Genomic DNA, 20,724 nt, shown 5'->3' with positions numbered 1-20,724 from the left:
CGTTCTGAGTGGGAAAATCGGATGCTTTTTTATCTAATATAAAGAATCATATACTTCATCAGGCCAGTGCAGTTCGACGCCCTGCTCCTGCAACTGTTGCTGAAAGGAAGCCAGATGCTCTGCTGATTCGTACACCTGTTTTGGACGAATATTATGGGTCACGCTATAAGCAGCAAGATACCCTGCTGCCTCGCCTATATTCCACTCCGTTGGGTGCAATCGGTAACATCCATTAGCGATCTGCGTCATTCCGATATTTTTACAGGCCGGAAGATAGTTGGTCATCCGTATGGGAATGAAGGAGCCAAGCGGAATTTCATAAGGGTAGTTTGGTATGTAGAACGATCGCTGAGACTTTGTCGTAGGATGCAGATCCAGATGATAACTTCCTACGCCCACACTATCTGAATAACGCTTAATCCCCTGGTCGCCGCGCAGCTCTTTACTCACATCATGCTCACTAATTGTATACAGGGCCTTCAGTCTCCTCGATTCCCTGATATACGCAGTCTTTGCGAGGCCATCTTCCGTCCCGAGCACATCTCCGCGAAGCCTTACTCCCGGATAACCTTTTCCTCCATCTAATCTCGGTGCTTCGGTCTGCAGCCAGTATACGAGTGAGAGTGTCAATTCTTTCGCTTGCTCTGCATGCGCCCCCTTCTGCTCCGCTGTCACACCAATGACAGGTGCTAAGTAATAATCATTTTGTGCCCAGTTGAGTAAAGTAACTTCGCCGGAAGGGAGCGGTTCACGCCATATGGATGGATCAACGATACGGCGGTATGTCCATAGCGAAGGAATCCCCTGATCATTAGGGAACATCGTATACTGTTTCCGTTTAGCCGTATCCTTCACATCTGCGGTAAACCAGCTGAGGATAGGAATATCCCCGAAAAGCGGGGTATAACTTCTCCAGAACTCGTAATTTTCTGGGCGGGGGATTGTAAAGTTTCCGCCTTCTACATACTCTACTGCTGCCACATGTGTAATGGACTGAATATCTTCCGGATCAGCTTCATCCAGCGCATGAGGCTCACCGGTCTGCTGGGCTGATTCACTGCCAATCAAATACTCTGTGCCTGTCATCGGCAATAGGTCTCCGTTATCTGTACCATCCAAAAAGTATTGTCCGGTCAGCTGATATTCTTCGCCGCTCTTCTCATTTCTTGCTCGCACCGAAATAATCTCTGGACCTTGCGTTTCTGCGGAGATAGCTGCCGTGCTATATAGAATTTGAATTTGTCTTGTATTCACATAAGGAGCGAGCATATCTTCCAGTACACGGAGTGCAACTTTTGGTTCATGTGCGATACGGCTTACCCAACCATTACCCGGGTTTAAAATAGAATTAGCAATTGCCTCATCGGTGAGTGGATAATTATTTTTATAATAAGCTCTGACACGGTCCCGGAATTCGCGGTAGCTTGCCGTACATCCAAAAGATTCAATCCACCTGTGTTCATCTGGCGGCACTGCTTGTGAAGTAAGCTGTCCTCCAATCCAGTCCGTTTCTTCCGTCATGACTACACGTTTTCCTGCCTTGGCTGCGGCTCTGGCTGCAGCCACTCCCCCAAGACTTGCTCCGATGATGACGATATCTGCTTCCATGAACGTATTCTGCATCATGCTTCCTCCATTCGAATGAAGTTAGTTACTCGGCTAAGTATTAACTTTTTTAATAGCTTCGATCGATGACGGCTCTTGCCGTCTTCTCTTTCATCTGTTTTGTCAGCACAACATTACGGCGAGCCAAGCCTTCACAGATGAGATCAATAATGAATAACTGCGAGATTTTCGCCCCGATTGAACCGCCTTCGAGCGGCATCTCTTTACCGGCAGTAAGGAGCACAATATCTGCTATCGCTGTAATCGGTGATTTGGCATAATTCGTGATGGCGATCACTTTAGCTCCATTTTCTTTGGCTTGCATCAACATGTTATTGGTGTCTATCGTACTCCCCGAAACACTGATCCCAAAGGCTACATCTCCTTCTGACATACTGACCGCCATCATTGCCTGAATATGACTGTCGGTTGCAGCTTCTGATCTTCTTCCTATACGAAGCAGCCGGTTTTTGGCATCCAGGGCGGTAATTCCGGAAGCTCCCACTCCAAAAAATTGTACATGTGTCGCTTCATCTATCCATTCAATAGCCTGCATTAAATTCTCTTTTGCAAGCAGACTCATGCTCGATTTCAGAATATTCACATTTGTCTCAAAGATCATTTTCACAAAATCACCATGATCCTCATCTTCGTCCTGACCATCTGTCCTTCTCACCCCAACATTCTGGGCGAGTGATAATTTAAAATCTTGGTATCCGTTAAATCCAATCTTTCTGCAAAAACGCATAACGGTGGTCTCCCCAACACCCGCAAAATCAGCAAGTTCCGTAACCGAGTAATACATTAGATCATTGGTATTCGCCAGGACACTTTCCGCTACTTTTTGCTCTGACCTCGTTAAGGAAGGTAAATACGTATGAATCCGATCATTCATTTCCATTGAGTAGGATCACTGCCTTCCGTGCGGCATCGGCAAACCGTTTGGTAATCAGCTGTGGTCTGGAGATCGCAGAGCCGACGACCACGGCGTATGCTCCAAGCCGAAGTACTTCTTCTACCTGAGAAGGTTCTTGAATCCTTCCTTCGGCAATGACAGGTATAGTTAGTTTTTGGACTGCTTCTTTTACAAGTTCCAGATCCGGTCCTTGTAGATTTGGAGAGTACGGTGTATAGCCAGAGAGTGTCGTTGATACACAGGTAACCCCAAGAGAAGCTGCATACTCGCCCTCCTGAAGTGTCGATATATCTGCCATGATCGGTATATTCAGAGAACGCATATAATCTACCATCGTCTCAAGTGTGATCTCGCCAGGTCTTTTGCGCCGAGTGGCATCCATGGCAATCATATCCGCTCCTGCTTCGACCAGTTCGTAGGCTTCTCTAGGAGTAGGGGTGATGTATACGTCCGAATCTGGGTAATCCCGCTTCACTATCCCAATAACAGGCAGCTCTACAGCTTGTTTGATTGCTCTCACATCTTCGGCGCTGTTGGCTCGGATCGCAACAGCCCCTCCTTCCTCGGCTGCTTTTGCCATCTTTGCCATCGTATCTGAACCGAACAGAGGCTCACCGGGCAAAGCTTGGCACGAGGCAATGAGTCCCTTTCGAATCTGCTTCATAATGAGTTCCAACGTTGATGCACCTTCTTTCCTTCATCCTTCTCCTAAGTACGAAAGCTATCTGTATCCATTGATCTACTCCTGCGTATATTTCACTTTCAAACCGACTTCAAATGTACGATTCCATGGCATATAACAATCTGTGATCGTTACCTTACCATCGGAACCATTGATCTTCTCTTCGAGCACTTCCGCTAATCTCGATCTTACATAACTTGCTACTTCACCGCGTGGCCCATCCAGCAGAAACTTGTTATATCCCATCTGATCTACGAGACCTGCATTCAGCTCTTTACGCACGATGGCGCAGTAACCCGCATCCTCAGCATATCGAAGCGACAGAAAATCGAGATGCTCCTGCGTACGTCCATAATGGGTGTATAAGAGGGCCTGGGATATCACGGTCCCGAGTGAATTTGAACTTGTGTTCCAAGCGGCGTATCCTGCCAGCTGAAACAGTATTCCTTTTTGACGCAGCATCTTTACAAGCTTCAGATCTGCCCCGTTGGCATATCCTACATCGGCTACCGCTACTGCTTTTCCCTGCTTCAGTAGGTAATTCCCATACTCCACCAGCTCCATTAAATTCCGGTACACATCATAACTGAAAAAAGGATGTTCCTGCGAAACTGCTTCCATCATAGTCTCTCCAGGTGTGCTTGCCAGTAAGATAAGATCCGCTTCCGCTGCACTCGAAGCAATCAGTGCTCCTGCCGCAGTAATCTGGTATTTCAGTGTTTCATAGAAAAAACGATCCTCATAAACCGGGGTCACAAAAGCCCCTTGAATGGAAGATAGCCTTGGATATACAAGCGGCTGTACGCCTTTCCACTCGTTAATCAGTCTCGCCATCAGCGTGCATCCCACTTCATCGGCTCCCGGATACATATACGCTTTCAGTTCCAGATCCAGTTCTCCAATGCGCTGCCTTGCTACCTGCTGATCCTTTGCTGTATAACCATACGGAGCGGAGTCGTCCTGCGGAAAAATCAGAAACTCAATTGTGCCGTCTTTTACAAGTTCCAGCACAGCTTTATTCGCTTCCATATTGATTTTTCTTCGCCCTAGATAATCATTCAGTACGTCATCCGGCAGGCGGCTATTTATATCGCTGAGTTCCTCTAGTTCTTCTAGCGTGGCGATACTCAGCTCTTTCCGGTGGTCAATGTAACCCTTCCGAAAAATTTCACGGCCCCAGTCGGCATAATAATCCGGTTCTTCATCGGAGATCGAATACTGCGGACAACGCATGATGAGCTGAAAAGCCAAGAGTTTCAGTTCAGGCCGCTTCTCTTTTATTTTCCGTAAGCGGTTCAGCCGTTCGAGTAATACAGTTTCACTAAAATAGTGCAGCCGGGAAGGAATGATTCCTCCGTATAGTAAAGTATCGAGCGCAATAACCGCTCCATCTGCGGTTTCTATTTTCTCTTCGAGCCATGTCCACAGCTGTTCCCAGTCTCCCGGTGTTTTTTTCTGTCCCATCATGGACATCGGAGGCTGGTCGACCTTATGCTCGGTTCCTTGGACAAGCATGTACGGGAATTCGTAGTTACATGGTCGTTCGTCTAAAGGGATAAAGGTGATTTGCAAAAGGTTTCACGCTCCTCAGCTCGTATTCTGATCGCTCCTATTCTGGCCTCTTCAGGCGCTCCTGTTCTGACTTCTTCGCTCCGACTTGTTTTGAATGCGGAGTGTTTCTAGGTAGAGGAATCTCTGCATTCAAAGCCAAAAGTCGCTCAGAATCCAGAACACTCGCTCTGTAAGGGGGACTGGGTGGCGGGTCGTTTCACTCCACCCTTTCCTCGATATTAGTTAGTTTGATGCCTTTGGCATGTCAGCCTAATATCCACTTGGCTGACTGGCTGATGTTAGGTTTTTTAGCCTTCGGCGTCGGTCTGCCGTTTCTACACTAGACAGATGAGGTAGAGCAAAACCCTTGTAGCCTTCGGCGTGGGTCTGCCTTTCTACTTTAGGCAGACAGGGTAGGGCAAAACCCCTGTAGCCTTCGGCGTTTGTCTACCTTTCTACTTTAGGCCGACCGGGTAGGGCAAAACCCCTGTAGCCTTCGGCGTGGGTCTGCCTTTCTACTTTAGGCAGATGAGGTAGAGCAAAACCTCTGTAGCCTTCGGCGTTTCTCTTGCCGCTTACATCGGCAAGGGACAAGTTATCCTTTTACAGCTCCGGCGATGCCTTCCATGTAGTACCGCTGTGTAAAGAGGAAAACCAGGATGATAGGGATAACAGAAATCATCGTTCCGGCGGCGATCCAGCCGAAATTATAAGAGAACTGTCCATTTAGATAGGTGAGTGCTGAAGACAGCGGATACTTATTCGTATCCTCAAGGATAACGATCGGCCACAGGAAGCTATTCCAGAATGACATCACCTCAAGCAGCGCAATAACCGCAATCCCCGGTTTCACCAGGGGCAATATTAGCTGCCACCAAATCCGGAATTCCGATGCACCATCTATCTTTCCTGAATCTCTCACATCAATCGGGATTCCAATGAAAGTCTGCCGCATCAGGAAGATATTAAACACAGAGACGGCTGCGGGCAGCACCACACCCAAATACGTATTCATCAAATGCAATTCTTGTATTGTCAAATAGTGCACGATCATTGCGGTGGATGACGGAATAATCATCGTGGCAATCATCGTCACAAAAATGAAATTTCTGCCCTTAAAACGGAACACCGCAAGGGGATATCCGGTCATACAAGCAAGTACAATATTAAAAACTACGCCAAGTGCGGTAATAATGACGGTATTCAGGATGTACCTCGGAAAGTTAAGGAACGCCCATACCTGCACGTAGTTATCAAAGTCAATAAACGTTGGGAAGATTGCAGGTGGTGTAGCAAACACATTTCTGCCCGGCATTAAGGAAACGCTAAGCAGCCACAGAAAAGGTCCCATCATAAAGATGGCCAGCAGAATCAAAAAGAAATAGGTGACCGCCATATTGGTAATCTTGCGCACGTATTTTGTTCTTCTCGTGGTTTCCATCAGTAAGGATTGACACCACCTTTCTGATTGAACTTAAATACGAGGACGCTTAGTCCGCCGATCAGCACACTGACGATTAATCCAAGCGCAGAGGCATAACCGAAGTTGAATTGGTTAATCCCTTTTTCAAAAATATACACACTCGATACAAGTGTTGACGTCCCGGGTCCGCCTTTTGTCAGAATATATACTTCGTCAAAAACCCGCACTGCACCCATTACGGAAATCAGGGAACAGAAGAAAATATGAGGACGCAGCAGCGGAAGCGTAATGCTCCAGATTAGCTGAAGTCGATTCGCACCATCTACTCTTGCTGCCTCGTACAGATCATTGGGAATCCCTTGCAGACCTGCCAGATAAAGCATCATATAATACCCAAGTGCCTTCCACATCGTGATGAACATCAGTGTCGCTAGTGCCGTTTCGCTTGATGATAACCAAGAGATTTGCTCACTAATGATTCCTACTTTCATAAGCAGGTAGTTCACTACCCCGTTATTACTCAGCAGCCAGCTCCAGATCAGCGCCACAGCTACCATCGAAGTAACGACAGGAATATAGAATGCGGCACGAAACAGCTTAATTCCCGGAATGCGACTATTCACCAGGATAGCCATCAGAATGGAGAAAATCTGAATGAACGGCACTACGATAACATACAGCAGTGAGTTCCATAGCGAGATCGTGAAGTTCTTATCTAGAAAAGCATTCTTAAAATTAGTCAGCCCGACATATTTGGTCTCTGCGATGACAGAATAGTTCGTTAGTGATAACGGAATTCCGTAAAGGATCGGCCAAAATACGAACACGGCGATAATGATCAGCCCCGGGGTCATGAAAGCCCAGGCGGCAAAAGACTCGGAGCGAATCCATCTCACGTTACATTCCTCCTCATAAACAGCAGGAGGCAAGAACAAGTCCTGCCTCACTTTTTGGTTTATCTGGGACACCTAAATCACTATTGCTTCAAAATATTATTGACCTCGGTTTCCATCGACTTAAGGGTTGCTTGAATCTCTTTCCCATTTAACAGCATATCTTGTAATCCGCGGGCTAGAGCAGAGTTAATGTCCGATGCATTCGGCACACCTACCATGTGATCCGTTGCTTTATCGAGACTTTGACTCGAAGCGAGTTTTGCTTCTGCTTCAAGTGAACCATCGGATTCCGTAAAGAATGGATCTTCTACTGATTTTTTAGTTGATGGCAGTGTATTTGCCTCTTTAGAGAAAGCAGTTTGGTTCTCTGCATTGGTAATGAATTTAGCGAACTCTGCCGCTTCTTTTGGATGCTTTGATTTGCTAGGTACAACAAGGTCCATGGAGTTGGATAAACGCAGTCCTGCTTTTCCGGTTGGAAGAGATACGGCTACCGTGTTCTCGTAAATCTCAGGAGATGATGTCTTAATGAAATTGATAAATGTCGGCCCTGAGAGTACAAAACCAGTCTGTTCTGCAGAATAGAACTGAACTTGTTTACCAAGATCGGAATCTTCTTTGACAATGAGTCCTTCATCTAATAATTTCTTGAGGTTCTCAACCATAGCTGCCATCTCCGGCGTGTTAAAAGCTGCTGCGGATTTATCTTCATTTAGAATCGGGATACCATCAATCGTCAGTAGCTTCGTAACAAAGTTTAAGGCATATCCCATTTTGCCTGTCTTTTCTTTTACTGTACGAGCCCAGTCTGCAAGTTCTTCTCGCGTTTGAGGCGGGCTTGCTGGATCAAGTCCGGCAGCTTCAACTATTTTTTTGTTCATAAAAAGAACTTCCGTGCCTGTGTACCACGGCAATGCATACGCTTTATCTCCAAGAACGGTTGAATCGAAAATTCCATCAAAATATTCGGCTTTTTCTTCAGTGGTGAGGTATTCATTTAGATCAACCAGAGCTCCTTTGGTGCCCATCTGGTTGGCAAATTCTGTATTGAGGTTTACAACATCGGGGCTTGTGTTACTCGCACTGCTTGTGAGCAGCTTCTGTGTAATTGCATCATAGGGGTAATCCTGCCATTCGATTGTGACATTCTCATGGGCAGCTTCGTACTCGGTAATGAGCTTGTTGAAATAATCATTAAACTTTGGCTGCAGTGCAATCGTCCAGAATTTAAGTGTGACGGGTTCACTGCTTACTTCCGTTTTTCCCGGATCGGCAGGTTTCGGATCTGCTGGTTCTGCCGTACCTGCTCCACCTGAACAAGCACTAATAAACATAGCTAACAATAGAACGGTAAGACAGGTCAGCTTAACACCTTTTCTGTTTCTTCTCATTCCTTTTCCCCCTTTAGCTTTGGAAAATGTCATTTTTGAAGAGAACAATATGATGTGAGAATCCTGGAAGTTTTTTACTTCTAATTCTCTTTGTGGGAGATTATAGCAAAACAATCCTAATAAAAAAAGGTTTTTTCACTATTTTTATAAAAAGCGGAATATTTTTTCTTTTTAGACTAACACCCCTGTTTTACTTGGTTTATCTTTCATATGAGCTGCTTGTCTCTTCTGTTCTTAAGCCTTCTGGATAATCTAGGCTGGACTCTTTATGCTGCTTGGCTTGTTACTCAAGAAACCGATCAATCAATTGTCAGAATCACTGGTTAAAAAACCAGAAAAAGCAGTATAATTCATTGATATTTGTGAAGCGCTTAAATTTACATTTAAGATACATTTCACCTCTGTTCTGCGCTATAATAGGGAGTAAGAACGGAGGGGAATTTATGAAAAAACCTATACTTACTACTTTGGTTCTACTTCTTGTCCTCGCTGTTGGCGGCGTAACAAGCGTAATCGCCAACAACCATGCCATTGTTACTCCTGCTCAAGTTGTAAGCGCTTTAGAAGCTGAAGACATTCATTTACTTGCTGCAAATGACAGCGCCGACAAACCAATCTTAAATCATGTCCCTGCAGTTCAATATATCGTTCAGTCTGAACAAGCTACAGGCCAGCCTGAAGCAGTATCCATCTTTACCTATGCATCCGCAGATGCTTTGCGAGATGCAGTAGTAGAGCTAGAGCAGCAAATCAATTATTTAGATGATGCTCCTGCTGTATATGAACATAAAAATGCACTGATTTTACATTGGAAAGGTGATTCTTCCTCTGATTCTCTAAATACGATTCTAGAAGAAGCTCTTCTAGATCTGTAATTTTGATGTTAATAAAAAATTTTACTCTACAGATAACTTCTGCCTTATAAGATATAGGTAAGGTTAAGTCTACAAAGACGGATGTTGTTCCAGCATATGAACTGCAATTCCTTTCCCGGGATTTGCAGTTTTTTGTTATAAAAAGATCGACAAATTACAAACCTATATTTAATATAAATGTATAATATAGAAGAAAGTGGTGAATTCCTCATTATGCTTTATGCAGGAGCCCTTATACTATCCATAGCTATCGTTGTCTTTCTAATTCCCCCGCTAGGTCGTCTGGCCCTTCGAATCGATTTTGTAGACAAGCCCCGGGAAGATGAAGAACGTAAATTACATAAGAAACCGATTCCTTTAACGGCAAGTTATGCGATTTTCATCGGTTTTTTTATTACATATCTTCTGTTTTCAGGAGAATATACTTGGCAGACAGGGGCTTTGTTTTTAGGCGGATTACTACTTCTCATCATTGGCACCGTGGATGACTGGTTTAAGACTAAGGGAAAAGATTTCCCCGCTCTGCCCAAAATGGTAGTTCAGATGTCTGCTGCTGTCATTGCCTACCTTGCTGGGATTCGCTTCAGCGGTTTCTATAACCCATTCAGTGAAGAATATATTTCTCTTCCTGTCTGGTTGCAGTTTACCCTCACGATTCTCTGGATTTTCGGTGTAACAACAGTCATTAACTTCTCGGATGGAATGGATGGTCTAGCTGGAGGATTGTCGGCTATTTCGGGAACAACTTTGTTTATTGTGGCACTGACCATGGGACAAGGGAATTCTGCCATGCTGGCTATTGTACTCGTGGGTGTGACCATCGGATATTTAAAATTCAACAAACCGCCTGCAAGAGTCTTTATGGGAGATGCAGGAGCCACGTTTCTTGGTTTCATTCTGGCGGTCATTGCCCTGGATGGTGCTTTCAAGCAGGCGACCGTATTATCAATTCTCATCCCCATCCTTGCGCTCGGTGTTCCTATTTTCGACAACCTATTTGTTGTGGTCAAAAGATTTCTGGGTGGCAAAGCCATCTATCAAGCAGATGCCAGCCAAGCACATTATAGACTGCTTCGTGCCGGGCTTTCTCAAAAACAAGTTGTTGCTGTTCTATGCCTTGTCAGCGTCTGCTTATGTTTGTCTTCCATCATTCTTATGCTCGTTCAAATGTAAATTCTCGTCTATCTAAGCAGGGCCGACAGGTCCTGCTTTTTGCGTTAAGCAATAATTAAAAAGAACTTGATAGTATTTGCGATAACTTTTACAGATGCAATAACTTTTACAGACCCTAAGAACATGTTCTGAGGCAACTGCCCATATACTATAGCGTTGTGCTAACATCCGCATCAAGAAAGGAGCTGTGCGATGCTCTCTTCTTCCATTGTTGTATTTCCTCCGCGTGAACCGGACCCCTTGCTTACCAAACTCTTATCTGTGCTGTATGAGGAATATGATGTCTATTATCTGTCTGAACCTAAACTTCAAGAAGGGGAACAGGTAAAAAACGAAGCACTACTCGCCGAGCTGCCGTCTGGTGTGCTTTTATTAGCGCCCTCCGAACTTCATACCGTCTGTGCAGAAGATACCCTTGCTATTGTTGCTCATCCGTACTGGCTTCATGTCGCTGCTTCCCAAACAGAAGTACAGCTGATCATGCTCGATTTCGAAGATGAAGAAAACGCAAGCAGTCTATTCCATACTTGTAGAGAACAACTTCGGGCCATATCTTCGCTTTATTGTTCCCGTTCCGAGATGAAGTGTCTGGATGCGACTTTTCGAGGGACGCCAGCTCTATTTTTGGATGAGGAACAGGGAAGCCTAGACCTTGACCTTTTTATACATGCAATCCATGAAATCGTGGAGGATGTACCTGTCACTGCCCATGAAATTCAGTGGACTAAGCGTAAAGCGCACTACCGTGCTATGAGAGAACAGAATGGACCTCACGAGATATTTTCATTTCTTTTAGCTGTATATCACTACTTATTAGGAGAACAAGAAGCGCTACATTATGGAGAAGAAGCCTTTCTGCAGGCAGTGATAAGCGGTCAGGATCAGTCTCTGATTTCCCATTACCGGTTTCTATCCGCCATTCATGCAAAGCTAGGCAACCTGCAAACTGCAGCTAGCATATACGGAATTACGGCTTTTGGTGAAACCGAGGCAAGACAATATGAGAACATCCTATCCCTTCTGGCTCAAGATCAGGAGGCCCTTGCGCGAGCGGAATTACTTCGGCTGAATGATGACTATGGAGCAGCGTTATCTCTCATTTTGCAACTGCCTGCCGATAATCGTATTCGTCACCTGCTGTTTCATATGTACCGAGAAACAGGACAACTGGAACTTGCTCTATCACAGGTTCACTCCTCTGACTTGCTCGCAGCAGAAGATCGGTATCTGTTTCGCCTATTATGCGGCAATGTGGAGGCCCTGCGCGGAGAACGGCACGCAGCGATTCGCCTATTTCTAGAAGCAGCAGCCGAGAAGGAAGAAGCTCTTGTCCATATCGCTGCTCTGGAGGTACTGGATGATAAGGTTCATAATTTATTGAAAGGGAGCTGATTTTACTTATGTCAGATACTTCTCCCTCTATTTCTAATGTACGTAAACCGGAAGACAATACGCTGACCGCTATGCTTCAAGTGCATAATGAAGAACATCGCTACTTGGAAGAAGTACTTAAGGACCTCTCTACTTATGTTGATCACATTGTTATCGTTGATGATGCCAGTACAGATCGTACGGTCGAGATCTGTAAATCATTTGAGAAGGTAATCAAGCTTGTACAGCTGCCGGAATCCTTGTTTGCAGAAGAATGGAAATTACGTTCTATCCTATGGCAAGCCGCTGCTTCTACTTCTCCCGACTGGCTGCTTGCCGTTGATGCCGATGAATTGTATGAGGAGCGGGCCAAGCGAAATATTCGAGGTCTTATTAATCAGAATCGTTATGACTCAGTCAGCTTTCGGCTATATGATCTTTGGGGCAGCCGGCAGTATTACCGGGAAGACGACTTGTGGCAAGCACATAAAGGAGCAACCATGACACTTGTTCGCTTTTTCAAAGACTACCCCTACTTTTATCCGCAAATGCAGCATCATGTACCAAGGCTCCCGCTTACCTGTTCCGCGCTCCCGGGGCTTACCACAGATTTACGTATCAAGCATCTGGGCTGGTCAGGACCACTGGAAGAACGGGTTGAGAAATATGTCCGCTACAAAAAAATGGACCCGGAAGGGCGATGGGGAAATCTTGCCCAATATGAGTCCATTTTGGATTTGAAACCTAACCTTCTGGAATGGAAGGAGGAAGATTAATTGTACGTCAGCATTCTTACGCACAGCTTTGCGGACGGATATAACCGTGATTTCGAGAGACTATTTGGAGGCGGCCTCGAACGGTATATCTACCAGCTCTGTCAGGTTATTCGCTCACTGGGTCATACACCGCAGGTCCATCAATTATCCTATTACGATTCATTTCATCGCCATATTGAAGAGATTGAAGTGTTTGGATATTCTTATGATCCGCAGCGCATACCGGATGCGTTTGAGGAAATGGCTTCCCAGGCGAAAGGACCGCTTATTTATGCCAGCTGTATATGGCATCCGCTGCGTTATTCCCCGAATAGTCTGGGGATATGTCACGGGATCAATTGGGATCGCCCGAGTCTTCCACCCGAAGTGAAACAAGAAGTGGCTCTCTCTATTCAACACGCTCTCGATCATTTAGAGACCATCGTATCTGTTGATTCTCATTTTCTTACCTTTTGCAGAGCCGTCTGTACATTTTACGATCCACAGAAGATTATCTTAATTCCAAACGCAGTCGATACTCATTATTTCAAACCGCTTGAGTCCGCTGGGGAAGAAACAGAACTTGAAGAGCATACCTTGCGCAAAAAAACCAATAACAGAAAGGTTCATCTTCACCAGTCAGAAGAGGAGCTCGAAGCAAGTGAAGAGGAACGGCCGGGACGGATACGAATTCTTTTTCCAAGAAGAATTAGTCTGGAACGAGGAATCATTCCGATGATGCTGTCCGCTGATTATTTATTAGGTCTTTACCCTCAAGTAGAAATTGAGTTTGCAGGAGAGCGGGTACAGGGAAGCACCGTGGGCAGAGCTTTTGAAATGTGGATGAAACATCACCCCCATAAAGCGCGCATTCTTTCCAAAAGCTATCTTTTTGATGAGATGATTACCGCCTATCACATGGCAGATATCGCGGTTATTCCTACGATTTTCTCTGAGGGAACTTCCTATGCCTGTCTAGAAGCCATGAGCTGTGGAATTCCTGTTGTAGCAAGCAATGTCGGCGGTCTTAATGATCTGATACAAGATGGTTTTAATGGTCTGTTAGTCTCGCCTGAAGAATCCCATATTACAGCTGCCCTATGCCGACTTATTGACGATGAAGATCTTCGATTACAGCTTGGCAAGCAGGCACGGCAAACAGCTCTTAGTTATGATGAAGAGAAGTGGAAATCGGCTTGGAAAAAGGTGCTGATCCCCTTCCTCAGATAGCATTACGTTCATCTAGACTACAATAGCACAAGCGGATGTAATCTGGGTCTCTTCAGCGGTGTGCTGATTACATGGGTAAGAGCATTCCATCCGCAGCATGCGATATGTGCCTCTGAAGTGGGTATATATTTCTCCTGTTGCTCCTGTAGAAATGACCTTAGTCTGGTATCAAACGACGGCGGATCACTGTCTCTCTGAATCATCTGGGTATGGAGAGCAATCCACAGCATATAGCAACGACTTCTCAGGATTTCATCCGGCTGTTCTCGTTCCCGCTCCCGCTCTAGCTCCTGCTCTAGCAAAGAATGCAGCTGCTCTACTATCCAAAGCGGTGCATGAACGAGTGCAATCTTCATCGCTGGCGATAGGGCAGACAGCAGCGTTCCAGGTGAGGGATCACTGCGTAACATAGACGAAAAACCGTACCATGCCCCGATTCGAATGAACATTTCGCAGGCATCTGCCGCAGAGGAGAATCGATGCAATTTGGGTTTTTCCAAACCAGTCTGCACTCCGCGATGCCCTGATTTCAATGCAGTCTTGCTATATTCTAAGGCCGCTTGGATGGTTTCCGTCTGTTCTCGGTGGGCTGGAGACTGCACCCATGGCTGAATGTAACGAGAAGCTGTACTGTATTCCCCCATCTGTGCTTGCAAAATTGCTTCTATCCAAGGTTGGGCCAAAAAAGCACCATGCAGGTATTGTCTATGTTTTAAAATCCAAGCAGGCTGTTGCAAATCAAGCATGAGATAAAATACGAGCAGCTGCGCCTTTTTCGGAATTCCTTGCTTCTTCACCCATTCATTCAACTGCTGTATCTGCCCGGTACAGACAAGGAGCGGAAGCCATCTCTGCCATGCCGGCACATAATCTGGACGGTACTCAAGAGAAACTCTATAAGATTCACAAGCTTTCTGCCACTGACCTTGCCGCTCTAGCAATATCCCTTTTAAATAAGCTGTTCGGTAAGTCCCCGCTCCTGATACCGAGGTATATTCCCTCGATATACACATACCATCTAGTACATGAAGAGCCTTGTCATCTTGTCCCTCATCCATGAAGAGTACGGCATAAAGCTCCTGTAGATCAGCGAAATTAGGAAAAGCAGTCAGTCCCTGCTCGATCTGCTGTAGCGCATCTTTTGCCCGGCCTGTTTCTCTGAGTGCATACATCGTTTTTAAGAACAGATCCGAAGCATATCCTTCCGTAACCGGAAGACTCGCAAGCAGCGATTCAAAGATAGGAAGCGCCTGCGAATAATCTGCTTGCTGAAAATATTCTGTACCCAGTGCATAAAGCAGTTCCTTGTTTTTCGAATCAGCAGCCAGCGCTTCCTTAATAAGCCGGAGATTACGCTCAGTTTTATTTTTTTGTTCAATAATATGAGTGAGGTAGCCATAGTGAATAATTTCTAGGTCACAGCGCTTTAACTGCTGATTGGAATGTGCCTGAACTGCGGAAGCAATCTGTTCGTGGATCGAACCACTAAACTTTATTTCCGGATCATTACGAAACAACCGGCAGACATAGTCTGTTACCTGCTCATCGCCTTGGTGCCCAAGTAAACTTTTGATATGCAGTTCATATCCTGCGGCCGCTTCATCCGCACAAAGCACCCATAATTTTTCTTTCTGACCATCAGCAAAACATTCATCTGCATCCAGAACGAGAATCCATGGCTTGGTTGCGAGTTTTAAAGATTCATTTCGTGCAGCTGCAAAATCAGACTGCCACGGATACGAAATGACCTGCGCGCCGTATTTTACTGCTATGGAACAAGTTGCATCTACTGACCCGGTATCGAGAATGATGATTTCCGATACAATATCAGCTACGGAAGACAAGCACTGGGAAAGAACCCATTCTTCATCTCTAACAATCATACAAAGGGACACAGGAGAATCTGGATTCATTTCGCGTAAATGCCTCCTTTTATTCTTACTGGGTGTTATCTACCTAAATCCGTTCGGCCATGGAAGTCCGAGCCGAATATGCTGGACTAGACGAGTATTCACGCGGTCTCGTGCCTGCGCTTGAATCGCAGACAGATGCCCGTCTGCTGCCGAAGTCATACTGCTCACATACTTTTTTGTGCCCATTAGAACCGTCTCAGGCATTACTTCTCTGTTCTTTTCTAATGTGCTGCGCCAGGCGTCTGCTATTCCTACAAACATTTCTCTTTTCCCCGCATGGTCAGCTGCTTCCAGAAGTTCTGCAAAGCCAGACCAAGCCTCCTCTGTTAGAGACTTCAACTCTTTATCTTCCCCCTGCTCGATGAGAAGAATGGCATGATCTTTAAAACTGCGTTTCTTCCCTTTAGAAAAAGGGATATCTAAACTCCACATCAGCCAATCTTTCTCTTGTTCAGGAAGGTCATGGTTTTTGCGCAGTAAAAGAGCTGCATTATCCCAGTCCCCACACCGCCATAGCGCCACGAGCTTACTTACGCGGATCGTCTTATGAGGAACCGGCGGCTGATCCCATTGCTGCAAGATGGATAAGACAGCTGAGTAGCACCTGCTATCGTTCAGGATTCCAATCAATTTCCACATCGCTTCTTGTGATTCAATACGAAAGCGTGCCTCTATAAGCTCTGGCAGTCGTTCCTCCTGTCCGGTAACCTGCAGGATACGGCAGATCCGGTATAAAGGCGGTAGCAGACTTGGCTTATACCGAACTGCCTCGACATAAGCATCGACGGATTCTTCGAGCGCTTCTCTTTGTTCCGCATACTGACCTAGCATATAGAGCGTTTGAAAGGTGCCAATTCCATCCTCTGTATGGTACATCTCCGCTGAAGGCCCCATATGGAGGGCTTCTTGAAGAATCTTTTCGGCCTCCTCTGTTCTACCGAGCGTATTCTGGGTAAAAGCCTCAGCATGCAGCAGATCTGTATAGCCTGGGTACAGGCTACGCCCTTCAGCAATCTTTTCCATTGCCTCTCCCCATTGCCCAAGTGCCTGCAAACATCGTACTTCATATTTAAGAACCAAATGCGCATAACTGACACGTACGGGATCTAAGCCGTTCCATGACTTTTGAAAACACTGTAACGCCTGCTCTACTTTTCCCATTCGTAAGTACTCGACACCCAGATTGTAATCATGAAACGGATTCGCTGGATCTTCTTCGATAATTTGCTGGAGCAGCTCCATATTTCGATTCACTTTGTTCTTAGCAGAGACAATCGTCTCGCTGTACCCGTAATGATGAATAATTACATCGGTCATATGAAAATGAGCTTCCGCACGTTGACTCACAATGGATTCGGCGATCTGCTCATGAATTCTCCCCTGAAAGCGGTACTCTGGTCGATGCCGAAACATACGAAGTACCGGATTAATCGTGACTCCCCCCGAACCGTTTCCCGTATAATTGTGAATTTGTAAAAAGTAACCTTCGACCCCTTCCTGCTGAGCCCAGATCGGAAGTTCTCTTGCTCCCTGTTCATCTATTCTTTCATCTGCATCAAGAAACAAAATCCAGTCGCCGGTAGCTGCCTCAAGCCCTGCATTTCTGGCTGCTGCAAAATCTTGACACCACTTGAAGTGGACAACAGAGGCACCGTAACGTTCTGCCAGCTGAACCGTATTGTCTGCTGAACCCGTATCTACCACAATGATTTCATCAACAGCTCCCTGCACACTTTCAAGACATGCGGGCAGCATCTGTTCCTCATCTTTTACAATCATGCATAGGGAAATGGTTTGACTCGGCAATTCTCACACCCCTCTCCTTCTTGCCTGACTGTCCCAAGATGTTTTCCAGTTCAGGTCATCTAACCTTTGCAGACTGCCCGTGAGCTCGGCAATATCCTGAGCTAAGGTAGAAAATGTACTTTCTGATGTTTTTGCAGTTTGGGTATTCAGCATTCGTACAGCCGCTTCTCTTGCCAATTGCAAGCAGCTAGCTGCTGCCCCTATTCTAGCGCGGTTATGATCTTTAGATAATGTGATTGCCTGCTCAAACAAAGCAAGGGACTCTGAGTAATTAGCGCGATCATACATATATTCGGCCAGCTGAAACATCCCTTCTAAATGAAGGTCCCCCTTCGCCAGTTGCCCCAGGTACTGCTCTGCCGCCTCCAATCGGAAACCATGTTTATATAAAAGATCACCTGCGGTGCTAGGTAACAATAATCCAGCCTTTTTCATGAACAGAGGCAGATCTTTCTGCCCACAGGCCGCTGCCCGGCCCGCTAGTTTCTCTGCTTTTTGAAGTAGGGTTCCTGAATCCGGCTGAGGAAGATATTCTATTTCACTCTGCTGTCTTATGTTCAACATCCGCCGCTCTATCTCAGAATAGAAAAAGCTATCTTCATTACTATGTTGGTAGAACACTTGCGGTAATGCCTCAGCGCAGGACCAAGAACATATAGCCCAGTCCATTAAAGCTAACTCTATTTGCTCATGCTCGCATGGAGACACAGGCTGATCATTTAATTCCTGATTAATCCCCTTATTCCGCTCTAATAGCAGCTGAGATCGCTGTATCGCTTGTGGCTTTCTTTGTGTCTGGATCAGACAGGCACGGGCCCAGCTTTCATCTTCTATGCCAATGGATTGAACCGGTAGAATCGATAGAGCCGCTTCATATGCTCCGCATAACATGAGTGAATACGCTGCTTTATGCAGATGTTCGGGGTTTTCTCTGTCAATTATCTCCACCAAAATTTGCTTAATCGAGGAGTCAGCTATTCCTTCTTTTTGCAGTAAATCAGCTAACCCGCTAATCGCCGGAAGATAACCTTGATGTGCCTTTATAGCAGACCGGTAGTGATTCTCTGCATAGGATGCTCTCCCCTTGCGTTTATCTATATCTGCCATATGGGTGAGCGGGATATAGCTGTCTGCCCCATCCTCCGTAACGTAAGGTACAGCTTGGTTCTTTGAGGATAGACCGGACTTAACTGCTTTTTCAAAATAGCCATAAGCTTGCTCCGCCATTCCATACTCCTGTTCAACAAGCCCAAGCAGCGTGTGAAGATCAGGGTAGTCTCTATATCGCCTGATTTCTGTCAGCAACAGATTTCTTGCCTGTTCTAACTCGTGGTTTGCATAAAGCAGCTTTCCTAAATCCTGCACGAGAGTTGACCGGTATGGAGCATTCACAGGGCAGCTATTTAGTGCCCGCAAGAAAGTTATTCTAGCCTGCTCCCTATCTTCTAATTGGCAGTACGTCACCCCGAGATTATAGAGATGAAAAGCATCATCCGGGTTTATTAGGAGTGCCTGCTGAATTATTTTGAGGTTACGAATTGCCGTCTGTTTACTCTCCATGACTGCGGGCAGATACCCGTAATGATTCACTTTCAGCGGACAGATGGAAGGTGGAGTCGCTGTTTTTATTTTTGTCGAACAGCGTTTCATTCCATGCTCCATATTCAGCCCGATCTCTCCTAAAGACCCTTGATCTGCTTGAACAAGCTGTTCGTGAATCATCCCTTCGTACCGGTAACCCTCTCTATTTCGAAACACGCGAGGTGCAAAATAATGAATACACTCCTCGGGACCAGATCCCGTCCAGTTCACAAGTTCTATCAGACACTGACTTCCTTCTTCCTGACTCAGGAACTCCTTGATCTCTTCTTGCCCGGCCATCACCTGTTCATCTGCATCCAGCACTAGTATCCAGTCTGTATTTGCATGTACTAACCCCGCATTACGGGCCTTTGCAAAATCATGTTCCCATGGGCTGTGAATCACAGTTGCCCCGTACTTTTCTGCTATTTCAACAGACCGATCCGTAGAACCCGTATCGACAATGATCAGCTCATCAGCCAGGGTATGAATCCGTTCCAAACATGCGCCAAGCCATTTTTCTTCGTTATATACAATCAGGTGAACTCCCAAAGTAGGAATACTCATCGTGAACTCTCCCCCGGTTACAAAAAAAATACATGGGCCTCTGTTGAGACTCCATGTACGTATATGTGTGCAGCGCTTATTATGTGCCTTGTCCGTTGAAATACACACTAATGGTGGCAGGTGTTCCTGGTGTGCTGGACCTATAAGCAAGCCTTGTATATTTGAGAAAACGCTGCGGAACAAGCACATCAACAGATCCTGCAGCAATTCCTGTAACTGTGTCCACATCGGTGAACCAGTTCGTACCATTCGCGCTGATTTCGACCCTTGCATCCGCACTGCCTGTTGCCCCTGAGTTATAAACAAAGAAAGAATAGGTTCCAAACACACTTGTCGTGACTGGAGAGAGAGGGGTGTAAGCATCCGCCGTTGTAATTCCAAGCGTCGGAATTTCCTGAAAGCTTTTCTGTGATATGGATGTAATACTATCAAGTCTCCCGGCTGTAATGGTTGCTCCAAGCACACTTGTGATCGTACCGTTCAGCAAACTCGAAAGCGTTCCTGCTGTGATCGTTGTTCCCAGCACACTCGTCAGCGTTCCCGCTGTGATCGTTGTTCCTAGCACACTCGTCAGCGTTCCCGCTGTGATTGTCGCTCCAAGTACACTGGTCAGAGTTCCGTTCAGCAAGTTCGTGAGTGTCCCTGCGGTCACTGTCGCTCCCAGCACTCCCGTTATTGTTCCTGCTGTGATCGTTGTTCCTAGCACACTCGTAATCGTCCCTGCTGTGATCGTTGTTCCTAGCACACTCGTCAGCGTTCCCGCTGTGATCGTTGTTCCTAGCACACTCGTCAGCGTTCCCGCTGTGATTGTCGCTCCAAGTACACTGGTCAGAGTTCCGTTCAGCAAGTTCGTGAGTGTCCCTGCGGTCACTGTCGCTCCCAGCACTCCCGTTATTGTTCCTGCTGTGATCGTTGTTCCCAGTACGCTCGTAATCGTCCCTGCTGTGATCGTTGTTCCTAGCACACTCGTCAGCGTTCCCGCTGTGATC

The 20,724-nt window shown here is 46.0% G+C and carries 16 protein-coding genes; 5 read left to right on the top strand and 11 right to left on the bottom strand.

Going from position 1 to position 20,724, the window contains the following annotated elements; all coding sequences use genetic code 11:
* Positions 1-33: 33 nt before the first annotated feature.
* The 7 genes from GQY27_RS05800 to GQY27_RS05770 all read right to left on the bottom strand — a co-directional run bounded on the left by GQY27_RS05800 (position 34) and on the right by GQY27_RS05770 (position 8,464).
* On the bottom strand, positions 34-1,623 hold the full coding sequence (locus tag GQY27_RS05800) for an FAD-dependent oxidoreductase (RefSeq protein ID WP_160032795.1): 1,590 nt from the start codon (positions 1,621-1,623) through the stop codon (positions 34-36).
* 52 nt (positions 1,624-1,675) lie between these two features.
* A complete protein-coding gene (locus GQY27_RS05795; protein ID WP_160032603.1) occupies positions 1,676-2,506 on the bottom strand; it encodes a MurR/RpiR family transcriptional regulator in 831 nt (276 codons plus the stop codon).
* Positions 2,493-3,185, bottom strand: a complete 693-nt coding sequence (locus GQY27_RS05790) for an N-acetylmannosamine-6-phosphate 2-epimerase (RefSeq protein ID WP_160032794.1) — start codon at positions 3,183-3,185, stop codon at positions 2,493-2,495. Before GQY27_RS05790 ends, GQY27_RS05795 begins: the two co-directional genes overlap by 14 nt.
* 75 nt (positions 3,186-3,260) lie before the next feature.
* Positions 3,261-4,718 (bottom strand): DUF4127 family protein, encoded by a 1,458-nt coding sequence (locus GQY27_RS05785; protein WP_236570514.1) that lies wholly within the window; start codon positions 4,716-4,718, stop codon positions 3,261-3,263.
* 631 nt (positions 4,719-5,349) lie between these two features.
* Positions 5,350-6,150: a carbohydrate ABC transporter permease gene (locus GQY27_RS05780; RefSeq protein ID WP_201450696.1), complete on the bottom strand. Its 801-nt coding sequence runs from the start codon at positions 6,148-6,150 to the stop codon at positions 5,350-5,352.
* A gap of 44 nt (positions 6,151-6,194) precedes the next feature.
* Entirely contained in the window at positions 6,195-7,073 is an 879-nt protein-coding gene (locus GQY27_RS05775) for a carbohydrate ABC transporter permease (RefSeq protein WP_236570505.1), read from the bottom strand.
* 80 nt (positions 7,074-7,153) lie between these two features.
* Positions 7,154-8,464, bottom strand: a complete 1,311-nt coding sequence (locus tag GQY27_RS05770; protein WP_160032600.1) for an ABC transporter substrate-binding protein — start codon at positions 8,462-8,464, stop codon at positions 7,154-7,156.
* Positions 8,465-8,907: 443 nt separating this feature from the next.
* Here GQY27_RS05770 and GQY27_RS05765 point away from each other — a divergent pair, with 443 nt between their 5' ends.
* The 5 genes from GQY27_RS05765 (at position 8,908) to GQY27_RS05745 (ending at position 13,868) form a co-directional block, all read left to right on the top strand.
* Positions 8,908-9,339, top strand: a complete 432-nt coding sequence (locus GQY27_RS05765; protein ID WP_160032599.1) for a hypothetical protein — start codon at positions 8,908-8,910, stop codon at positions 9,337-9,339.
* Positions 9,340-9,552: 213 nt separating this feature from the next.
* Positions 9,553-10,512 carry an MraY family glycosyltransferase gene (locus tag GQY27_RS05760; RefSeq protein ID WP_160032598.1) on the top strand — a complete coding sequence of 320 codons (960 nt, stop codon included), beginning with the start codon at positions 9,553-9,555 and terminating at the stop codon, positions 10,510-10,512.
* 192 nt (positions 10,513-10,704) lie between these two features.
* Positions 10,705-11,904 (top strand): hypothetical protein, encoded by a 1,200-nt coding sequence (locus GQY27_RS05755; RefSeq protein ID WP_160032597.1) that lies wholly within the window; start codon positions 10,705-10,707, stop codon positions 11,902-11,904.
* An 8-nt stretch (positions 11,905-11,912) separates the two neighbouring features.
* A complete protein-coding gene (locus GQY27_RS05750; protein WP_160032596.1) occupies positions 11,913-12,659 on the top strand; it encodes a glycosyltransferase in 747 nt (248 codons plus the stop codon).
* Positions 12,660-13,868: a glycosyltransferase family 4 protein gene (locus tag GQY27_RS05745; RefSeq protein WP_160032595.1), complete on the top strand. Its 1,209-nt coding sequence runs from the start codon at positions 12,660-12,662 to the stop codon at positions 13,866-13,868. It abuts the gene before it with no gap.
* Between the two features lie 17 nt (positions 13,869-13,885).
* Here the strand turns inward: GQY27_RS05745 and GQY27_RS05740 are convergent, their stop codons facing one another.
* The 4 genes from GQY27_RS05740 to GQY27_RS05725 all read right to left on the bottom strand — a co-directional run.
* Complete coding sequence (locus GQY27_RS05740; protein ID WP_160032594.1) at positions 13,886-15,781, bottom strand: tetratricopeptide repeat-containing glycosyltransferase family 2 protein; 1,896 nt, start codon at positions 15,779-15,781, stop codon at positions 13,886-13,888.
* 39 nt (positions 15,782-15,820) lie between these two features.
* A complete protein-coding gene (locus tag GQY27_RS05735) occupies positions 15,821-17,587 on the bottom strand; it encodes a glycosyltransferase family 2 protein (RefSeq protein WP_160032593.1) in 1,767 nt (588 codons plus the stop codon).
* 3 nt (positions 17,588-17,590) lie between these two features.
* A complete protein-coding gene (locus GQY27_RS05730) occupies positions 17,591-19,735 on the bottom strand; it encodes a glycosyltransferase (protein WP_160032592.1) in 2,145 nt (714 codons plus the stop codon).
* A 79-nt stretch (positions 19,736-19,814) separates the two neighbouring features.
* Positions 19,815-20,724 (bottom strand): DUF6385 domain-containing protein (locus GQY27_RS05725; RefSeq protein WP_328802958.1); only part of this gene is annotated, 910 nt, incomplete at its 5' end.

The sequence above is a fragment of the Paenibacillus sp. An7 genome (assembly GCF_009870785.1).
GTDB lineage: Bacteria > Bacillota > Bacilli > Paenibacillales > Paenibacillaceae > Paenibacillus.
This window is presented reverse-complemented; position numbering and strand designations above follow the sequence as displayed.